This is a genomic window from Maritalea sp. YIW29 (assembly GCF_057219265.1).
Genome location: NZ_JBXVVF010000001.1, coordinates 988,430 through 1,007,836 on the forward strand (window position 1 = coordinate 988,430; position 19,407 = coordinate 1,007,836).

At 48.8% G+C, this 19,407-nt stretch carries 15 protein-coding genes; 6 read left to right on the forward strand and 9 right to left on the reverse strand.

All coding sequences use genetic code 11. The features are described from left to right. Nucleotides 1–81 precede the first annotated feature (81 nt). The 5 genes from AC2D8L_RS04820 to AC2D8L_RS04840 all read right to left on the reverse strand — a co-directional run bounded on the left by AC2D8L_RS04820 (nt 82) and on the right by AC2D8L_RS04840 (nt 6,573). Entirely contained in the window at nt 82–732 is a 651-nt protein-coding gene (locus tag AC2D8L_RS04820; RefSeq protein ID WP_484684306.1) for a DUF3726 domain-containing protein, read from the reverse strand. Then, nucleotides 729–2,429: a hypothetical protein gene (locus tag AC2D8L_RS04825; RefSeq protein ID WP_484684307.1), complete on the reverse strand. Its 1,701-nt coding sequence runs from the start codon at nt 2,427–2,429 to the stop codon at nt 729–731. The genes AC2D8L_RS04820 and AC2D8L_RS04825 overlap by 4 nt, the downstream gene beginning before the upstream one ends. A gap of 87 nt (nt 2,430–2,516) precedes the next feature. Then, nucleotides 2,517–4,055, reverse strand: coding sequence for a BCCT family transporter (locus tag AC2D8L_RS04830; RefSeq protein WP_484684308.1), 1,539 nt, complete (start codon nt 4,053–4,055; stop codon nt 2,517–2,519). Between the two features lie 86 nt (nt 4,056–4,141). Beyond that, nucleotides 4,142–5,122, reverse strand: coding sequence for a membrane dipeptidase (locus AC2D8L_RS04835; RefSeq protein ID WP_484684309.1), 981 nt, complete (start codon nt 5,120–5,122; stop codon nt 4,142–4,144). Beyond that, entirely contained in the window at nt 5,122–6,573 is a 1,452-nt protein-coding gene (locus AC2D8L_RS04840; protein WP_484684310.1) for an aldehyde dehydrogenase family protein, read from the reverse strand. The genes AC2D8L_RS04835 and AC2D8L_RS04840 overlap by 1 nt, the downstream gene beginning before the upstream one ends. A 105-nt stretch (nt 6,574–6,678) precedes the next feature. Here AC2D8L_RS04840 and AC2D8L_RS04845 point away from each other — a divergent pair, with 105 nt between their 5' ends. Then, the gene (locus AC2D8L_RS04845) at nt 6,679–7,563 is read left to right on the forward strand and encodes a LysR family transcriptional regulator (protein WP_484684311.1); all 885 of its coding nucleotides are present in this window, start codon (nt 6,679–6,681) and stop codon (nt 7,561–7,563) included. Between the two features lie 85 nt (nt 7,564–7,648). Here AC2D8L_RS04845 and AC2D8L_RS04850 read toward each other — a convergent pair whose 3' ends face one another. Next, complete coding sequence (locus AC2D8L_RS04850) at nt 7,649–8,788, reverse strand: ROK family transcriptional regulator (protein ID WP_484684312.1); 1,140 nt, start codon at nt 8,786–8,788, stop codon at nt 7,649–7,651. 139 nt (nt 8,789–8,927) lie between these two features. On the opposite strand from AC2D8L_RS04850, the gene AC2D8L_RS04855 reads away from it, so the two are divergent. The 4 genes from AC2D8L_RS04855 (at nt 8,928) to AC2D8L_RS04870 (ending at nt 13,782) form a co-directional block, all read left to right on the forward strand. Beyond that, nucleotides 8,928–9,917 (forward strand): extracellular solute-binding protein, encoded by a 990-nt coding sequence (locus AC2D8L_RS04855; protein WP_484684313.1) that lies wholly within the window; start codon nt 8,928–8,930, stop codon nt 9,915–9,917. A 71-nt stretch (nt 9,918–9,988) separates the two neighbouring features. Beyond that, nucleotides 9,989–11,077 (forward strand): ABC transporter ATP-binding protein, encoded by a 1,089-nt coding sequence (locus AC2D8L_RS04860; RefSeq protein ID WP_484684314.1) that lies wholly within the window; start codon nt 9,989–9,991, stop codon nt 11,075–11,077. Continuing rightward, nucleotides 11,074–12,750 (forward strand): ABC transporter permease, encoded by a 1,677-nt coding sequence (locus AC2D8L_RS04865; protein ID WP_484684315.1) that lies wholly within the window; start codon nt 11,074–11,076, stop codon nt 12,748–12,750. The genes AC2D8L_RS04860 and AC2D8L_RS04865 overlap by 4 nt, the downstream gene beginning before the upstream one ends. A 63-nt stretch (nt 12,751–12,813) precedes the next feature. Further along, complete coding sequence (locus AC2D8L_RS04870) at nt 12,814–13,782, forward strand: hypothetical protein (protein WP_484684316.1); 969 nt, start codon at nt 12,814–12,816, stop codon at nt 13,780–13,782. 251 nt (nt 13,783–14,033) lie between these two features. Here AC2D8L_RS04870 and AC2D8L_RS04875 read toward each other — a convergent pair whose 3' ends face one another. The 3 genes from AC2D8L_RS04875 to AC2D8L_RS04885 all read right to left on the reverse strand — a co-directional run bounded on the left by AC2D8L_RS04875 (nt 14,034) and on the right by AC2D8L_RS04885 (nt 18,398). Then, complete coding sequence (locus AC2D8L_RS04875) at nt 14,034–15,098, reverse strand: ABC transporter ATP-binding protein (protein ID WP_484684317.1); 1,065 nt, start codon at nt 15,096–15,098, stop codon at nt 14,034–14,036. A 23-nt stretch (nt 15,099–15,121) separates the two neighbouring features. Continuing rightward, the gene (locus tag AC2D8L_RS04880; protein ID WP_484684318.1) at nt 15,122–17,290 is read right to left on the reverse strand and encodes an ABC transporter permease; all 2,169 of its coding nucleotides are present in this window, start codon (nt 17,288–17,290) and stop codon (nt 15,122–15,124) included. 88 nt (nt 17,291–17,378) lie between these two features. Further along, nucleotides 17,379–18,398 carry an ABC transporter substrate-binding protein gene (locus tag AC2D8L_RS04885; protein WP_484684319.1) on the reverse strand — a complete coding sequence of 340 codons (1,020 nt, stop codon included), beginning with the start codon at nt 18,396–18,398 and terminating at the stop codon, nt 17,379–17,381. A gap of 256 nt (nt 18,399–18,654) precedes the next feature. Between AC2D8L_RS04885 and AC2D8L_RS04890 the strand changes: the two genes are divergently transcribed. Further along, the gene (locus AC2D8L_RS04890) at nt 18,655–19,407 is read left to right on the forward strand and encodes a winged helix-turn-helix domain-containing protein (RefSeq protein WP_484684320.1); all 753 of its coding nucleotides are present in this window, start codon (nt 18,655–18,657) and stop codon (nt 19,405–19,407) included.

Below are 19,407 nucleotides of genomic sequence, written 5' to 3' on the forward strand. Positions count from 1 at the left end.
GCTCGGCGACTTGGGTTGGAGCCAAGATAAACACGCGCTCATGATTTGGCAATCTGACGAACAACGACAAATGAGGAGAAATTAGTCGTTGTCCGTAAGATCAGCCCCGCCAGCGCCAAGCAGGCGAGATTCTTCGGTTGCGGGGGCGAATGTTCTGTTGGCGAACGCACCCAGACGATCCCAAGTATCTGATTTTACTTGTGCTCGACTTACTGGCTTTATGGGTTGGGCGATGTCTGTGGCCATCGCGCATTCCAATCTGGGCGCCATATCGGTTAGCAACTCGTCTTGGCTGCCACTAACGCCTAGTTTTTGGCCGTCCGTCGTGAGGCACACACTCTTCCATTTAACAGAAACAGGCGCTTTCAGCCGCAATGCCGCACCAGCGGCAAATGGCACGAGAAGTAGTGGGAAAGTGACATTGTGCATCGCAATTGTTTCGCCGCGTTCCATCTTGATCGCGCTGTCGCTCATTGCGGCGCCCGCGATGAGCGGGCTAAGCCTGTTGGCTGGCGCACGCCATTCACCGTCCAGAGTGATCGGGGTGAAATCGATATGCGGCAGCTGATCATTTTGCTCGAAGAGATCAACGAACAATTCTGGGCCGGGGAACCCAAATGAAGAAAGCCATCGGACACCTTTGGCCGCTTCTTCGCATAGGCCCCAGGATAGACCAGCGCCGCGCGCGGCTCGCTTTCCAAGCGCTTCAATTTCATTGAGAGAGAAAGTCATGATGCTTCTCCCCGCAGTTCTGGATAAACCCAATAATCCGGGTCCGAATTTGCAAGTTCCTCGGGGTATGGTGCATTGCCATACATGCAAATACGCACCCATCGGTCTGAACGAGGGTCAAATTGAACTGCGCCAAAAAAGGAAAGTTTGCAGCGCAACATATCAATCGGTAAAACATCGCTGGAAATGGTATTGTCGCGGATCTCTGCATACGGAGCTCGATTGACAATTTGTACGCGCCGAATGATGTGCCGGTGTTCCGGATGGCGCAGTAAAAACTCAGCTACATTTGTATCTTGTGGCCAATGCGCCAAGGCATCATATAGCTGAGCGGCGTCGCGTCCCGGTGCCAATGGTTGTTCGAAATTGGCGATCGGTTCTTCATATCTTTCGCCGAGTCGCGGCTCTAATTTCTCAGCCGAGATGTACCAAGCTCTCGCTTTGCTCGCCGGATCGTCCCAGTCTGTATCAAGTGCCCAGCCATAAGCGTCTTTTAACACGTCGCGCAGGGTGCCCACTGTCATGGCACCAGCAATGCGGAATGTTGGCGTGTTGTCCGCAGACATTTCGTCGGCCAATTCATCAACGAGGTGCCCATATGGCTCAATCATCAATGAAGCCAAACATTCTTGCGCTTCGGTGGACAGGTTGTCTTGAGCCCAGATGCAAAGGGAATTCCACGGATGTGGCTGGACCAAATCTAATTCAGAAATCTTATTTTTGGCTTTGACCAAATCGTCACGCAACACGACGATCTTTGCCGCTTGCACATCATGGCTTGTGTGCCACGCTTCAACAGAGGCCATGCATCTGTCTAGCAGATTAGCAAATAACTCGATTTCCGTGTTTGATGCTTTCACAACCGATCTGACGCGAGAAATTGCTTCTTCTCGTGCAGAAATCCAATTGTTGAACAATACAGGATGATTGAGCAAAAACGGCGCCATGCCTAGCCCGGTTGAATTGCCAATGCCGATCTTGCGCGCAATGTCCGGATCAAAGGTTGCAGCATTATCGCCGCCCTTGATTGCGGCGCAGTGTTGGACAAGGTCGCGCACGAATGCACGGGTCAAAAACACCGATAACATTTCAACTTGAAACGGTGTGGTGAACTCTTGCCGGTCAGCGATCATTTCGCGATCAGCGGCGCCTAATTTTCCTGAACCATATACTGCGGTTGTCCGCATCAAATAGCCGACATTCGCCAATTGTTGAATGTCAGGTTGTTCGCCCTTTGCAAGGCATGACACGACATAATCCCACAAACGGACGGACCGGTTGGCGCGAGAAACGGATAGTTCTGAACCGGTTACGCGGCCTGCTTCTTGAAGTGGAATATTTTTTGCTAGACGTTCGATATCTTGTTGGGTTGGCACGCCATCGAACAGGGTGAATGTCGCGTCCCAAGCTTCGGCAATCACCCGGTCTGAGCGCTTTTCAGCTGGCAAATCGTGGGCAAATGCAATCAGTGAATAGGTGTGTTCAGGCGTGTGGGCTGAATAAACAGCATGCCCGACACCATTTTGATCAATTTGAAAAACGGGACGATCAAATGTCCATTTTTCGCGAGCCATTCTGCGGGTCAGAATACGCATGAATGACAGACGAGATTGATGGAACGAACCAAGGCGTTCAAGCTTCATGACCTGGTTCGGATCGCGCATGGGCACTGTCTGTTCTTGTATCAATTCGTTCATTTTTGAAGTGCCTCCCTGCATCACCATTTTGAGTTTCCTTCATGTTATGTCTGGAGGGGAAGCCCCTCCAGACTGATTGGGACGCGTTTATTTGCCTTTGGCAAGTGTTATGCGCAGCGCATCCCAGAGGGATGGGATGAGCAGCAGCGACACGGGCACGGCCGTTACCACAATAAAGCTCTGTAGTTTTGACACGCCACCTGAACCTACGGAGATCAAGATGATCGCCATCACGCCCATTGCGATGCCCCAGAAAATACGCACTGGCATTGCGGCTTGACCATCGTCTGACATGGACACAGAGATCATGTAGGTCATCGAGTCCCCGGTAGTCGCAACGAAAATGGTCGTAAGGATCAAGAACAGCAGCGAGACGAAGAAACCCATTGGCAATTGCTGTGTAATGGCAAGCAAGGCCGCTGGAAGGTTGAAGCCTTCAAATGCTGTTGAAACTGAACCTACTTGCTGCAATTCAAACGCAATGCCTGAACCGCCAACAATTGTGAACCAGAAGTTCGTGACGATTGGTGCGATAATTGACAGCATGATAATGATCGAGCGAATTGACCGGCCGCGGGAAACGCGAGCAATGAACATCGCCATTAGTGGACCATAACCCATGAACCAGCCCCAAAAGAACACTGTCCACCAGCCCAACCATCCGGGTGAACCGAACAGGCCAGCATCACCGCGATAAAGCGCCATGCCGAAGAAGTTGGTGATGTATGTCCAAAAGCCAGTGAAGAAGTTCTGGAAAATGAACAATGTTGGTCCAGCGATCAACATGAACAGCAATAGAACAGCTGCAAGCACGACGTTGATCTTACTCAAAATCTGGATGCCTTTCGACAGACCTGAAATTGCAGACACCGTATAAAGGATCACAAGGCCGATGATCACCAATGTTTGGGTGGCAAATCCATCCGGAATGCCAAACAGGTCATTTAGCCCGTAGCTGACTTGAAGTCCCAAGAAACCGATGGGCCCAACTGTACCCGCTACCACCGCAATAATAGCAGAAGCATCAGCGATAAGGCCGATTGGGCCGTTGATCGCGCGGTCACCAAACACTGGATAAAGGAGTGTTCTTGGTGCAAGCGGCAAACCTTTATCATAATGGTAGTGCATTAGCATCACGGTGCTCAATGAGCCCAAGATCGCCCATGCGAGGAAACCCCAATGCAAGAAGCTTTGCGCAAGTGCTGGCGCAACGGCTGCTTCTGATCCGGCTTCAGCGCCAAATACTGGCGGAGAGGACAAGAAGTGGGCCATTGGCTCACCTGCGGCCCAGAACACGCCACCCCCGGCCAAGAGGGTACACATGATCATGGAACCCCACTGGAACGTGGTAAATTCAGGTTTAGTCAAATTGCCCATGATGGCTTTGCCGCCCGGAAGCACGCAAAGGACGAGGCCAATTAGAAATGTTGCGAGTAACAAGACTTGCCAGAACAAACCAAAATAGGTTGCAGCAATGTTGAATCCCCAATCCACCATAGCGGATAGGGTATCAAGACTAACGAGTGCGATTAGACAAAAGACGGCGATAAATCCGCCGGTAATGTAAAGGAGCGGTCGATTGGTATTACCAAGCCCCTTTTCCATTTGATCTGATAGATTAGACATATATTCCTCCCAATTTGCAGCGACGGATATCTCTCCCCACGTCGCAGCCCCATTTTGCTCAATTTAAAAAGTTTAAATTCGAGCCCTCAATCGCCGGTCTTGGCGGCAAAATTTTCTTCATAAAAGCGGTACCAGTTCTTCCCCATGATGCCCGCTGTCTCTTCTGCATTGAAACCAACCTGATTGAGGCCCGCTTCAATGTTTGAAAAATCTCTATTGTCTTGAAACCACGTTGGCATGGGCGGAAAGCCCGGCGCACTTGCGGAGCCTTCGCCATAGTCAATTTCCTTGGTCCATCTCCCGACGCGCATCCACGTCACGATGCTGTCCGGCTGGTCCTGACAAAGGTCAGAACCGATCCCCAAATGCTGTGCGCCAAACTTTTCCGCCGTTTGCGCAATCATCGTGCAAAAGCTTTCAAGCGTGCAGGCAGATTTATCTTTGAGATGGTGCGGATAAAGCGAGAAACCCAACATGCCGCCATTGCTGACGACGGCTTGGATAACATCATCCTTTTTGTTGCGCAGTGCAGGGGACCATTCATAAGGGTTCGCATGGGTGATCGCTATTGGGCGCTCAGAAAAGTCTGCAGCCTCGATTGTTGAGCGGTCTGCGGAGTGGCTCATATCCACCACCAAACCAACACGGTTCATTTCCTTGACGACTTGCTTGCCCATGCGGGTGAGGCCCGTATCTTCAGTTTCGTAGCAACCTGTCGCCAACAAAGATTGATTGTTGTAGGTCAATTGCATAAAGCGGGCGCCAAGCCGATGTACGATTTCAACCAGCCCGATATCGTCTTCAATTGGACTTGGATTTTGAAAACCAAAGAAGATCGCGGTTCGATCTGTTTTTATGGCTTCGTCGATATCTGCTGCGCTATATCCAGGCATAATGAGATCTGGATGCAACTCAAACCAGCGGTTCCATTTTTCAAAATTCAGAACCGTTTCACGAAAATTTTCGTGATATGCAATTGTAACATGCACGGCGTTCAATCCGCCCTCGCGCATTTGCCGAAAGATTTTCTCCGACCAATTAGCGTATTGCAGATTGTCGATACGCACTATTTTGGCTCCCCTGCAGAAATGTAGGAGGTTTTGACGATCGTATAGAAGTCTTTAGCGTAGGTGCCTTGTTCGCGTGGGCCGTATGAGCTGTCGCCACGACCACCAAATGGCACGTGATAATCTGTACCCGCAGTTGGCAAGTTCACCATCACACAACCGGTTTTCGCATTGCGACGGAAGTGTGTAGCGCGGGCAATATCTCTCGTCACAATGCCTGATGTTAGGCCGAAGTTTGTGTCGTTGACGACAGCAAGTGCCTCATCATAATTGTCGACTTTGATCACAGAGGTGAGGGGGGCGAACATTTCTTCTTTGTTGATGCGCATTTGATTGCTGGAGCCGACAAAAACACCCGGTGACATGTAGTAGCCTTTATGTGGCATCTCTAGTTGAGCACCGCCGCATGCCAATTCAGCACCTTCTGATTTGCCCAATTCGACATAGACCAAATTTTCTTTCAGCTGTTGTTCTGAAACCACTGGCCCAATTTGTGTGCCTTCATGTAAGGCATGGCCAACTTTCATAGCTTGAGCGCCGGCTACCAAACGTTCAACGAATGCGTCGTGAATGTCTTTGTGGATGACGAGCCGAGAAGAGGCTGTACATTTTTGACCGGAACCACCGAAAGCGCCGCCAAGGGCCAGGGCAACTGCATTATCAAGATCTGCGTCTTCCATCACGGCTAGTGCGTTCTTCGAGCCCATTTCGAGCTGCACGCGGGTGAAGTTTTGAATAGCAGCGCTTGCAATACCACGACCAACTGGCACTGAACCAGTAAAGGTGATGGCGTCGATTTTTGGACTTTCAACAATTTGCTGGCCAATTGTGCGCCCTGCGCCCATTACGAGCGAAAACAGACCTTTTGGAATATCTTGCTTCTCGATTATCTCGGCCAATGCAACAGCGGAGGCCGGAGTGGCGTTTGCAGGTTTCCAAACAACTGCGTTGCCATAAGCAAGGGCAGGGGCAATTTTCCAAGATGCAGTGGCAGTTGGGAAGTTCCAGGGGGAAACGACTGCCACCACACCTACGGGCTCACGCCGAACATCAACTTCAACACCGGCACGAACAGAATCGGCTGTTTCGCCAAATTGACGCAAAAGTTCTGCTGCATAGTAAGTAAAGAACTGACCAGAGCGGTAAATTTCGCCAACACCTTCCGCGAGTGGTTTACCTTCTTCGCGCGAGAGAAGTGTGCCCAACTCCTTTGAGCGCTGCATCAATTCTTGGCCGATGGCCATCAACACATTTTGCTTGCGCTCAAGACCGTAAGCATTCCACTCAATTTGTGCTTTTTGAGCCAAATCCAGCGTCGCGTCCAATTGCGCCGTTGAAGCTTGCGCAAAGTTTCCGATCAGGTCTGAAAGATCAGATGGGTTCCAATTTTCAGTGGTGCTTTCACCACCGATCCACTCGCCAGCAATTAGATTGAGTTTTTGATCGGTCATGGTGTTCGCTTCTTTGTCACAAGTTACAAGTTCGATAACAGTATGGACTCCGGAAGCATTTTCAGTCAAAATCAAATTTCTTAAGTTAAATTCAGAAAACTTGAAATGGCTATCAAAATTGAAATGTTGCGATGTTTCGCATGTGTTGCCCAAACAGGGAGTCTAGGTGAAGCGTCGGAAGTGCTAGGCCGCACGCCATCCGCTTTGTCTATGACTCTTAAGCAATTGGAAGAGCACCTTGGTGAACCGCTTTTTGAAACAGATCGCAAAAGCAAACTAACGGCGCTTGGACATTTTGTGCTCGATCAGGCCGAACGCGAGCTGCAACAATTCGACAATACCGTGCTCGACATTGTGAACTTTGCAAAGGCACGCAGCGGTATCGTGCGCATTGCCACGGTGCCGTCCGTCGCCAGTACATTATTGCCACTTGCTATTGCAGAGTTCTTGCGCGAACAGCCTGACGTTCAAATTGATATTCGAGATATGGATAGTGCCTCGGTTCTTCGCGAACTGTCAAAAGATCGAATTGATTTTGGCATCGCCTCAAACGACGGGCACCGCAATGCGTTCATCGCCAACGAACTGTTGGCCGATCACTTTGGTGTTGTTGGGCACATATCCAACCCTGTTTTGCAGCGGAACAATCCAGTCACTTGGAAACAGTTGGTGGGTGAAAATCTAATTTCAAATAGTCTATCCGCATCAATTGCTAATGAAGCTTGCCAAGAACTTCACGCACATTCACGTCTAAGCGTGCGCAACATCACGTCGCTACTTGCCATGGTCAGACACAAAATTGGCATTACCATTTTGCCTGAAACAACGGTCAAAATGTTCAACTCAAATGAACTCACGTTCACGCCGCTTGAAGATGCAAACCTTTTGCGCCGCATTCAAGTCATCCACAAACCAGACCGCGCAATGTCACCCGCAGCCCGGGCCTTTGAGCGGCAGATTTATATGAGTGCAGCTGAAGTAGCGCCCTAAATTCTGCGGTGATGTTGGCGAATTCGGTGCTGCAAATGGCTGCTGGATAATCTGCCGAAGGAATAATCGTTTCAGCGCGTAGCTTTTACATGCCCCGGAAAACGCGACCGGCGTAACTTTTAGGGTGAAGAAATTCGTAAATTGGCAGAGCTGCCGCGCCAAGTTGTGGCGTTTTATCGGCTTCAGCAGAAATCAGTTTTGGCTGACCATTTATCCCTTGTTCAAGGTTGAAGCGGACGCCCTCTAGACGGTCAACAATTTCATGCAATATTTGTTCAGGCAGCGATCCACCCAGAACAATTGCGCTGGGTGAGAAGGTCGTCGTAACCACTCTGCACAGATGTTCAATTTGTTTGATCGCGGTTTCCGTCCACTCCTGCAGGGCAGGGCTTGATAGGACCTCATTGTCAATTTGATCCAACCGCTGAATATTTATGCCTTTGGAATTGAGGAAATTTATCAGGTCTTGGCCCGATGGGCGACGTTCGGTTTTGGGGAAGAGGCCGCCAAATTCCGCAGCTGTTCCATTTTGCCCCATGTAAAGTTCTCGATTGATAATTGCGGCGCCGCCGATGCCGTAGGAAAGCCAGATATAACTAAAATTGTCTATATGTTTGCACGCGCCGTAATAAAGCTCAGCAATACCGGCCACTTTCGCGTCGTTCAGCTGAAAAACTGGATAATCGAAAAAATTAGGCAATTCTGCTAATACGTCGATTTGCGACGTGTCTTGAAACTGCTGTGTTTGAATAACCCGACCGGGTCGCCGTGTATGTTGGCCGGGATAGCTAATACCGCACCCGATAATATTGCCCGGGTCCAGTTGCATCTTGTCGACCTGACTTTGCACCTGCAAACTCGCTTGTTCCAAAATTTCATGAAACTCGCGGTCTTCAATGGACGAAGAACTTCGTGAAATAATTTGACCGTGAAAATCGGCTAGGCAGGTATAAATATTGTCAGGGTCAAAATACACACCAGCGGTAATCAGTCGTTTTCCGTTTAGATGCAGTATTTTTGTCGGGAATCCACGCTTGCCGCTTCGAGAGGGATCAGGTTTTTCCTGAAGCAACTCTTCGTCCAACATTTGATTGATGATTCTTGTGACGGTCGGCGCTCCAATGTCGAGAGCCGATGCAAGTTCTTGGCGTCGTTTCGGGCCGAATTGGTGAAGCTGCGCAATAATTCGCTGTGCGTTCAACTTTCGAAACAAGCTGGTAGACATTGGAACTCCTGCGCTTTTTCTCTCTCTACACCATATCATTAGATTGCAAAATGAAAATAAATATTGATTATTAATTTGCATTATGCAAACTAATATAAGCGATGAACTTTCGCTGACATAAATTGGGAGGATCAATTTGATGAAAAAATTTAACGCGAATACAGCAGTTGCAGTTGTTGCCGCCAGCCTTGCCTTTGGCGGTGCTGCCTATGCAGACGGCTCAATCACTGTTTACACAGCGGCCCCACAGAACTTTGTTGATGCATTGGTGCCATTCTATGAAAAAACCACCGGCACCGAAGTTGACATAATCAAAGCGGGCTCCGGGGAACTACTCAACCGATTGACAGCAGAATCTAGCAAGCCAATTGCAGATGTCATCTGGAGTGTTGACGGCACGGTCGTCGATTTCAATCCGAGTCTTTTTGAAGCCTACAAATCGGCACATGCCGATGCAGTTGTGCCTGGTTTGGCAAAAAGCGAGCTATGGTCGCCATTTACCGCCGTTGTGATGGCTTTCATTGTCAATGAAGGAAAACTTGGCGATTTGCCCGTGCCGACAAGTTGGGCGGATCTAGCAAAACCGGAATATGACAATTTGATTTCGTCTGCCCGTGCAGACAAGTCCGGTTCTGCGTTCATCCAATATGCAACAGTTTTGCAAGCCTATGATGACGAGAATGTCGCCCAGGAAACATATAAGGCTATGCTTGGAAACTTTGTCCTTTCCGACAGTTCAGGTGCCGTACCAAGATTTGTAAATGATGGTGAGCTTCCCATCGGGATTACACTTGAGGATGCTGCGTTGCGCTATCGTTTGGGCGGCGGACCAGTGACCATTCTTTACCCAACAGAAGGCACAGCAGTTGCCCCTGACGCGATGGCTATTGTTGCCGGCGCACCGAACAAAGAGGGTGCGATGAGCTTTATCGATTTCATGCTTTCTCAAGATGCGCAAAAAGTTGTCGCTGACTTGGGACGTCGCCCAGTACGCGGTGACGTAGAGTCGAATGAGTTGCTTCGCCCGTTAGCTGACATTGCTAAAGTGAACTACGACTTCCAGTGGGCGGCCGAAAACCGCAAGGAACTGGTTAAGACTTGGTCCGACACAGTTCTGGACGTTCAATAACTCCCGAATGGCGAGGCGCAACATTTCGTTCGCCTCGCCAAAAATTGCATTAAAAATATGGGATTAGCACTTTGGCTTCCGTTGAAATTTCCAATGTACGTAAACTCTATGGCGATGTTGTTGCGCTTTCCGACATCAACATTTCAATTGGTTCGGGCACTTTTTACACCTTGCTTGGTCCAAGTGGTTGCGGAAAAACAACGTTGCTGCGCACCGTTGCTGGCTTTCACTTTCAAAATTCGGGCACGATTAAGATCGACGACAAACCGATTGAACATTTGCCTGCCCATAAGCGTGATGTCGGCATGGTCTTTCAAGACTATGCAGTGTTCCCGCACTTAAGCGCTGCGGACAATGTAGCATTCGGGTTGAAGCAGCGCCGGGTGGCAAAATCCGAGCTCGCTACACGGACGTCTGAAGCCTTGGCCGTTGTTCAGTTGGCCCAGTTTGCAGACCGGATGCCGCATGAATTGTCTGGTGGTCAACAACAGCGCGTTGGGTTAGCCCGTGCCATTGCCATCAACCCAACGGTTCTATTGATGGACGAGCCTTTATCTAATCTAGATGCAAAATTGCGTGTAGATTTGCGGGCAGAGCTAAGACGAATTCAAAAAAGCATGGGCATGACAACACTTTATGTCACCCATGACCAAGAAGAAGCGTTGGCTATGTCGGACATTGTTTGTGTGATGTATAATGGCATCATTCAACAGGCGGCATCGCCATATGAAATTTATAAGAAACCAGCCAATAAGTTCGTCGCGAACTTCGTTGGCGGGAACAATTTCCTTAAAGCGAGTGCAAGAGGCAACGACATAAAAGTCGATGCCAGCGAAACCCCACTTCAAATTGAAATCGATAACAACCAAGAAGCCGAAATAGTCGTTGCAATTCGTCCTGAAGATTTCACGGTTTCGCTTGGCGACCTGACGACCAACGACGAAAATATTGTCATTGCTGCGACGCTGAATGAAGTCAGCTTCGTTGGTAAAGAGATGGAAATTAGCGTCACTGCCAATACGGGCGAAACGCTAAAAGCAATTGCGCGACCAAATCATGACATTTTGAACTTAGAGACAGGCGCGTCCTTGAACTTAAGCGCGCCCAAAGTCGAACTTGAAGTTTATGCCGCTTCTGAACTTGGCCGGAGGTTGTCATGATCAAGGGCCAACTGCTCGGAAACCTGCGAAGAGGTGTCTTTGATTTTTGGACACTGATGACAATTCTCACTGTGACTGTACTCGTGGTCTTGCTGATCATACCGATTGCGAGTGTGTTTTGGGTCAGTTTTTTTGACCCAGAGACAGGTCAGTTCTCGTTGGAAAACTATGTAACCGTCTTCACCAAAAACTATTATTTGGCGGGCTTGAGAAACACGTTAATCGTTGGAAGCCTGGGCACAATTGGAGCGTGTTTACTTGGTGTTCCGCTGGCGCTTTTTACCGCACGATTTAACATTTACGGCAAATCACTCATTTCCACGCTGGCCATTTTGGTTTTGGTCGCCCCGCCATTTATTGGCGCTTATGCATGGATTATGATGTTTGGCGCAAATGGGTTTATCACCAACTTCTTTGCCATGTTTGGGATCAATATTCCAACCATCTATGGCGTTCACGGGATCGTTTTGGTCTACACGCTGAAGTTCTTCCCTTTCGTTTTTCTGATGACCAGCACCTCACTGAAATCCGTGAATAAATCACTTGAAGATGCGGCAGAAAATCTTGGTTGCGACGCATATGAGCGGTTCTTCAAAGTCACATTGCCATTGGTGTTCCCAGCGGTAAGCACCGGCGCAATCATCAGCTTTGTACTGTCGATTGCAGATTTTGGTACCCCTGCAATTCTTGGTCGCGGGTTTAGAACCCTGTCAACAATCGCTTATTCTGCCTACACGTCAGAATTGGGCGGCACGCCAACGATGGCGGTGACAGTTTCATTGATTATGATGGCAATCTCCATCCTTGCGCTGATCTTGCAACGCCGCATACTATCCAAGCGTCGATATGCCAGCTCACTGACCAATATGCCTGTCGTTCAACAATTGACCGGCGCCAAAAACATATTGGCACATGCATTTTGTTATCTTGTGGTGTTCGTCGCCATGCTCCCAACACTAGTGGTTCTTTATACCTCGTTTTTGAAAACCAATGGCCCCGTATTTGTTGGCGGCTATGGGCTAGAAAGTTATCAGCGGGTTCTTGCGGATACACCGGAAGCGATTAGAAACAGCTTCTTGTTCGCGGCCATTTCGGTTGCCATTATCGCTGTGTTTTCCAGCTTAATCTCATACCTAATCGTGCGTAGAAACTCCGCCATTTCCGGTTCAATCGACACATTGATGATGGTGCCGTACTTGGTGCCTGGCGTGGTGATGGCGATTGGTTTTGTAACGACATTTCGAACAAACCTGTTTGACTTAACCGGGACGGCCACGATCATCATCATGATCTATTTCATCAGAAGGTTACCCTATGGTGTGCGCTCAACCACGACCAGTTTGCGGCAAATCAAACCATCATTGGAAGAGGCGGCGATTAATCTGGGCGCCAATCCATTGTCGGCATTTGCAAAGGTAACCGTACCACTATTGATCCCAGGTCTAATCGTTGGTTCTTTGATGAGTTTCATCACAGCGATCAACGAGCTTTCCTCAACTCTGATCCTTTACAATTCAGGCACGGTGACCATGCCGGTCAAAATTTACATTTCTGTGCTTGATGGAGAGTTTGGTTTGGCTGCGGCCTTATCCAGTATTTTGCTCTTTAGCACAGGATTGTGCGTGTTCGCGGTGTTCAAATTTGCCGACAATAATGAATCAAGTTTTGTCTGATTTTTGGATGGAATGCCAAGTCAAAATCCGTCTCCACCTGCTTCAAATCCAAGGATGGACCTCATGAGAGTTGAGTGTTTTTCGCAGTCCAAGTACCGCGACAACTCGTCTGCCGGCGATGATCTAATGTTGTACGTTCCCGGCCAAATGGTTGGCGTGTTGGATGGCGCTACTGACCCGACTTTTGGTCAAAGCACGACAACAAAATTGTCGCCAGGTCGATTTGCAGCACAAGAAGTTTCCAACTTCTGTTTTACATTCTTTAGCGATCACGCGAACCGGAGCAAGCCGGTTGACTTTATCTTAAACGCGGCCAGCCGCGCGCTAAACGAAGCGAAATTGGCGAGCGGATTGCCTGGCGCGTCGACAACTTTGTCCATTCTGCTTTTTCTAGAGCAGGGCTACCGCTTCATTTCGATTGGTGACAGCGCAATGCGTGTAAATGGCACAAAAATTTTCCGATCCGAAAAACGAATTGATGAAATTTCAACTTTGGCGCGTATCGAGATATTCAAACTTTTGGCGCAGCGAAACAAAGACATGGATGCCGTTGAGCTGCTCGCTCGACGTTGTATTTTTGGCGGTCTTAGGTACGCAGTTGCAGAAGGATTTTTATCTCCTGACGAAGTTGGCGCGGTCATTGACCATGTTACCAAACATTTCGCTCCGCTTGTGGGTTCCGAAATTGTAGAGGGTTTTCTAAATGGTGGAATTCAAAGCCAGCCAAATTACGCGAATTTATACCCGCATCCTCTAGGTTTTAGCGCGATGAATGGCGACATACCTTCGCTGCATGAAGTCATAGATCACCACTTTGATCATGATGAAATTCAACGTGTAGAGCTATTTACTGACGGGTACCCAAGCCTACCAGCCGAAGCATCGGTCAATGCCTGGGAAGCTTCCTATTTGAAGGCCGAGCAGGACGATTTTCACAACATGGATTTACACAAATGCGTAAAGGGCTCAACCAAGTTTGAATTTTTCGACGACCGAACTGTACTCATCTTGGATGGTATGTCAGCGCGTTAATGTGGTTTGAAGCAAGGCTAATTGAGGCATTTCTTATTGCACTGATCGAAACGAATTTTTTCCTCCTCCAACTCAACCGGGCATTTGCTCGGTTTCTTTTTTGGATTGGTGATTTCCGTGAACTAGGGCAGGGCATCAGCATCGATCATTTCCGCATGGCCCCGACTTTGCCGGTTTGGAAATGGCAAGTACAATCACAAACAAATTGGCCACGGGGCATCGATCCCGTGGCCCTGGAGCTTTTCGCAACATTACGTTTCGACCAAAGTTGCAGTTTGGCTATTGAACGTAACAAATACATCGTCCCCTTTTGAAATGGGTTCTGCCGTTGGGCGCGAGACGACGAACAAATCACCTAACTCACTTTTGACTGTATATTGGATTTGACTACCTAAATATGCAGCATAGCTCACCTCACCAGCAAATGAAGTTTCACCTTTTGTATGCGATAGTGAGATGTCGTTTGGCCTTAAGACCAGTTTTGCTTCATTTGAACAATTTAGAGGGTTTTTCGCCTTTAGCATGCGTCCGGCTAAATCGATTTCTGCGTGTTGCCCGCCTTGCCCAAGCACGGTGCAATCAACCAGATTGGCGTCACCAATGAAGTCGGCGATGAAAGAGGAATTGGGTGTTTCATAGAGTTGCCGCGGGGTTCCCGCCTGCGCAATTTCTGCGTTTTTCATCACGATGATATCATCCGAAACCGCCATTGCCTCTTCTTGGTCATGGGTCACATAGACCGCTGTAAGGCCAAGGTCCAACTGGATCTGGCGGATTTCTTCACGTACATGTCGACGCAATTTTGCATCTAGGTTGGAAAGGGGTTCATCCAGCAACAAGACCTCTGGTTCCAGCACAATAGCACGTGCAACGGCCACCCGTTGTTGTTGTCCCCCCGAAAGCTCACTCGGCAACCGGTCGCCAAAGCCACCAAGTCCAACCATTTCCAATCCTGTTTCAGCTTTTGAACGCGCGTCTTCCTTATTTACCCCACTTACATTGAGACCATATTGGACATTTTGAGACACCGTCATATGCGGAAAAAGCGCATAGGACTGGAACACCATGGACACATTTCGGTATGTCGCCGAAAGGTGTGTGACGTCTTGCCCACCGATCAAAATCTTCCCGCTAGTTGCACTTTCTAAACCAGCAATTAGGCGCAATGTTGTGGTTTTACCGCAGCCACTTGGGCCGAGCAACGTCACCAGCTTGCCGGTTTGAATTTCAAGGCTAAGTTCTTTTAGGGCGGTTACATCGCCATATTTTTTGACAACACCCTGAAAACTAACCGATCCTGCATTAATATTTTTCATTTGAGTTCTCCAAAGGCCGTCAATTAATTTGCCGCGGCTATACGATCGGTTCGGCGCAATTTTCGACGACCGATAACAAGTTGTAGGGTTAAGATTGCAGCGAGCATGGTGATGATCAGTACGACAGAATAGGCAATTGCCAAGCCAAATTCACCGTTCTCAACTCGACCAACAATGAAGCTGGTTGCCATATTGTGCTTAGCGCTAACGAGGAATATTACCGCGCTGACCGACGTTATTGCCCGCACAAAGCTGTAGGTCAGTGCTGCCAAAATCGCAGGCCCAAGCAGTGGCGCAATCACACGCCGTACCGTGGTGAAACTATTCGCGCCCAAGGTAATTGATGCTTCATCAAGGCTCTTATCGAGCTGAGACATTGCAGCGATACCCCCACGTACCCCAACAGGCATGTTACGGAATACGAAGACGATGATCAGGATGGCACTTGTTCCCGTGATTTCGATCGGTGGGAAGTTGAACGCCATAATGTAGCTCACCCCAATCACCGTTCCAGGGATGGCAAAACTCAACATTGTGCTGAACTCAAACAAATCTTTGCCGGCAAATTTTTGCCGTACAAGCAAATAGGCCGTAGACAGTCCAACAATGGCGGTGAGCGGCGCGGCTATAGTGGAAATGGTCAGCGTGGTCAAAAAGCTGTCCCAAGCCGCACCGGTCAGGCGGAAGCCATTCGTGATGTTGACTGAGAATGCCCGAATGTAATGTTCCAAAGTGAAGCTGTTATTGATGCCCCAGAGTTTTACGAAACTGCCGTAAAAGATCATCCCGTAGACAACTGCTGTAAACGCTGCCCAGGGCAGGGCAAATCCATAGCAAACCGCTCGCAACACAGGGTTAAGCGCCGCATGTTGGCCAGAATCCGCTTTGCCCGTAACCGTGGCATATGATTTTTTGCCCAGCCATGCACGTTGTGCGAAAAACGCCGACAATGTTAGGGTGAGCAGAACCAAAGCAAGGATTGCGGCTTTTGCCGGGTCAGCGACTGCGCCAACGATTGCAAAGTAGATCTCAGTTGATAATACCCCGAAATTTCCACCTAATATGAGTGGGTTGCCGAAATCCGCGATACTCTCGATGAAACCAAGTAGGAAAGCGTTTGCTAAGCCCGGCCGCATTAAGGGCAGTGAGACATTCCTAAATGTCTGCCAGCGATTTGCGTTCAGCGTTTGAGATGCCTCTTCCATGGACGGGCTCACGCCTTCCACAACACCAATCATCACCAAAAATGCAATGGGTGTGAAGGAAAGCATTTGAGCGAGATAGACGCCCCAAAATCCATATATCCAGCGTCCGGGGGATATGCCGAACAATTCGGCGAAGAATTCTGTCACCGAACCGGCGCGGCCAAACAGTAGGATCAAAGCCAGGCCAATAACGAAAGGTGGCGTGATGATCGGGATGATGGTCAGAGCGCGCAACAACCCTTTTGCCGGAAATAGTGTGCGTGTGAAAACGAGCGCAAAGGCTAACCCCAATAGGGTAGTTCCCACACCAGTACAAATTCCTAGGATGATTGAGTTTATTGCTGGCCCGCAACTACCGCCGACAAGGCATGATAGGTCCCAGATATCTGATGATAGATAATTGGGAACAAACCCGACGAGAGAATAGGTACCGCCCTCTACCTCAAATGCTCTGATGAGAATGTGGGCTACTGGATAGAATACAAAGACCACAACCAGCGCAATGATGAGGCCGATAAGGCTCAATACAAATACGTCGCCGCGCCCACGTCCGGTGAATGATAGGCTGGAGGTAAAGATAAAAAGCAATGAAAGTAAGACGACAGAAGCACCTGCGCCCATACCAATTTGGGCAATTTGATCTGCGTCAGAGATCGCGAAAAACCGCACGCCTTGGCGCACAATGATCAATGCCTGCAAGCTGGTGTAGAACAAGCCAAAGGCTGCTGAAATGGTAAGAAGTTTTGCCTTAAAGACGGGTTTTAGGGGAGCAAACAACAATGCTGCGATTGCTACAAACAGCAACCCAGCGGGCGCTAGCCAAACTTTTCCTGTTTGAGTCGCTGAAAGCAACGCGGAAAGATTGTTAGGATCAGTAGTTTCAAAAAACCACTGAAAAGACCAAAATCCATCATCTGTTGCATACCAAGGCAAAAAGCAGAACGCCAAAAGCCCCACTGCCAGCCATAGGCCGATCGTGCGTTTCATCATTATTCCTTAAGATGGTTAGTTGCCTTAAGCATCAGGACGCGACCTAGAGGGAGACATCGCGTCCTGATTGGGGTTGGACCGGTTTCTAGTTGGCGGTCGGCTTCACTTCTTCGTCCCAACGGGCCAGCAAGCGAGCGCGTGTTTCAGATGAGCCATAAGTCGCAAAATCATAGTCGATCAACTTGATCGATTCTAACTTTGGCGCTTCGGGCGGCATAACTGAATTGGAATTAGATGGTACTTGATATGACCCAACTTCAGCTGCTAATGCTTGTGCTTCGGGGGTCAATACAAATTCAACCCACTTTTTCGCCTCTTCGAAATTTTTCGCGCCGTCGATGATACTAACTGCGCCAACTTCGTATCCAGTTCCCTCACACGGTGCAATTGGCACAATTGGAAAGCCGTTGACGGCAAGCTGAACCATGCCATGAATGAATGATATCGCAACACCAGTTTCGCCACGTGCCGAAGCTTTACTCGGCGCGGAACCTGACTTGGTATAAGAGTTCACGTTTTTGCCAATTTCAGCAAGCAGTCTGAATGCTTCGTCTTCACCAAAGAGTTGAACAAAGGTGGCTAGCTCTGTGTAGGCAGTGCCCGAACTATTTGGATTAGCGACTTGAATCTCGCCAGCAAAACGTGGATCTGCCAAATCTCGCCAGCAAGCGGGAGGGGCAATGCCCTTTTGAGACAATAGGTTTGGATTAAACCCGATGCCTAATGCGCCGGCGTAAATGCCGACAGTTCTGCCCTCAGAAATATCAGACATGTTCTTAGCCCAACCAAGGAGCTCTGATGTGTCTACCCCTGATGGCTGAGTTAGCCCTTCTGAGGCAGCGATTAGGTGTGGATCGCCCGTGCCTGCGTACCATACATCAATTTTTGGATTGCCAGCTTCTGCACGAACCTGCGCGAGCGTTTCACCGGTACTTTTACGCACCATGGCCACATCAATTCCGGTTGCAGATTCAAATGCTGATGCAACAATGTCACAATGCTCTTGCTCTGAACTACATACAACACTTAGCTCTGCGGCGACCGAAGCGCCTCCCATCAGCGATGTAACTAGCGCAGATGTCGTCAGTAACTTCCGAATTTCCATATTTTCCTCCCATTGAGACCGTTGACCAAACGAACTAAATTTCGCTTCGTATTGATCGACCCAACAGTACGGGCTTGCACTAAGTTATGCCCAGCACACAACTATTAACAGAACTTCATTTAGGCACTGTGTTCATGAACAATATTTCAAATATTACAGAGCACTGCAATAAATGTAATGAATTCATTGGCGACATTTACTACTATCTAAGAGTATAAATGGTCAGCACAGCCGTTTAGAAATTGGAACCTGATCTGTGAGTGAGGTATTGTCTATTAGAACCGATATATCACGCGCTCGTATCGCAATTATTGATGACGACGAAGCTGTGCGCACCGCACTACATGACCTTCTTCAAGCCAATGGATTTGACAGTACTGCTTTTCCGGGTGGCGTTGCCTTTTTTGACAATGAAAATCAGGATTTCGACTTAGCCCTTGTTGACCTTCGTCTAGACGCAGAGTCTGGTTTAGTGCTCGCGATGGCCATAAAGGAGCAATTCGGATCATCAATTATCATGCTGACAGGTGTGGGTGATGAAACCGATAAAATAGTAGGTTTGGAGACAGGTGCAGACGACTACATCACCAAGCCCTTTAACCCAAGAGAATTGGTCGCACGCATTCGAGCAGTGCTGCGCCGCAATGGGCGCAAAGAGGTTCAACCGGCAAAACCTAGTTCCAGCGAAAATGTTCTTGGTTTCGGTGATTTGATTCTGGAGACGCTCGATAGAAAGTTAAGGAATGCGAGTGGCGGCGAAATTCCGCTCACCAACGCTGAATACCGTCTGTTAGAGTATTTTCTCAAACACCCAAACGAAATCATCACCCGAACCGCTCTATTGGAAGAGATGGGAAGCGATCTTTCCCAATATGTTGATCGCACCGTCGACGTCATCATTCTGCGTTTACGCCGTAAGATCGAAAAAGTGCCCTCAAAGCCCCAGCACCTACAAACGAGACGCGGCCTTGGATATATTTTCGTAACTGACGAGATGAGCGACAATTGA

Coding starts and splice junctions, on each gene's coding strand:
- AC2D8L_RS04830 (WP_484684308.1), bottom strand. CDS start 4,055: ATGTCTAATCTATCAGATCAAATGGAAAAGGGGCTTGGTAATACCAAT.
- AC2D8L_RS04885 (WP_484684319.1), bottom strand. CDS start 18,398: ATGGAAATTCGGAAGTTACTGACGACATCTGCGCTAGTTACATCGCTG.
- AC2D8L_RS04870 (WP_484684316.1), top strand. CDS start 12,814: ATGAGAGTTGAGTGTTTTTCGCAGTCCAAGTACCGCGACAACTCGTCT.
- AC2D8L_RS04820 (WP_484684306.1), bottom strand. CDS start 732: ATGACTTTCTCTCTCAATGAAATTGAAGCGCTTGGAAAGCGAGCCGCG.
- AC2D8L_RS04875 (WP_484684317.1), bottom strand. CDS start 15,098: ATGAAAAATATTAATGCAGGATCGGTTAGTTTTCAGGGTGTTGTCAAA.
- AC2D8L_RS04840 (WP_484684310.1), bottom strand. CDS start 6,573: ATGACCGATCAAAAACTCAATCTAATTGCTGGCGAGTGGATCGGTGGT.
- AC2D8L_RS04865 (WP_484684315.1), top strand. CDS start 11,074: ATGATCAAGGGCCAACTGCTCGGAAACCTGCGAAGAGGTGTCTTTGAT.
- AC2D8L_RS04825 (WP_484684307.1), bottom strand. CDS start 2,429: ATGAACGAATTGATACAAGAACAGACAGTGCCCATGCGCGATCCGAAC.
- AC2D8L_RS04850 (WP_484684312.1), bottom strand. CDS start 8,788: ATGTCTACCAGCTTGTTTCGAAAGTTGAACGCACAGCGAATTATTGCG.
- AC2D8L_RS04855 (WP_484684313.1), top strand. CDS start 8,928: ATGAAAAAATTTAACGCGAATACAGCAGTTGCAGTTGTTGCCGCCAGC.
- AC2D8L_RS04845 (WP_484684311.1), top strand. CDS start 6,679: ATGGCTATCAAAATTGAAATGTTGCGATGTTTCGCATGTGTTGCCCAA.
- AC2D8L_RS04880 (WP_484684318.1), bottom strand. CDS start 17,290: ATGAAACGCACGATCGGCCTATGGCTGGCAGTGGGGCTTTTGGCGTTC.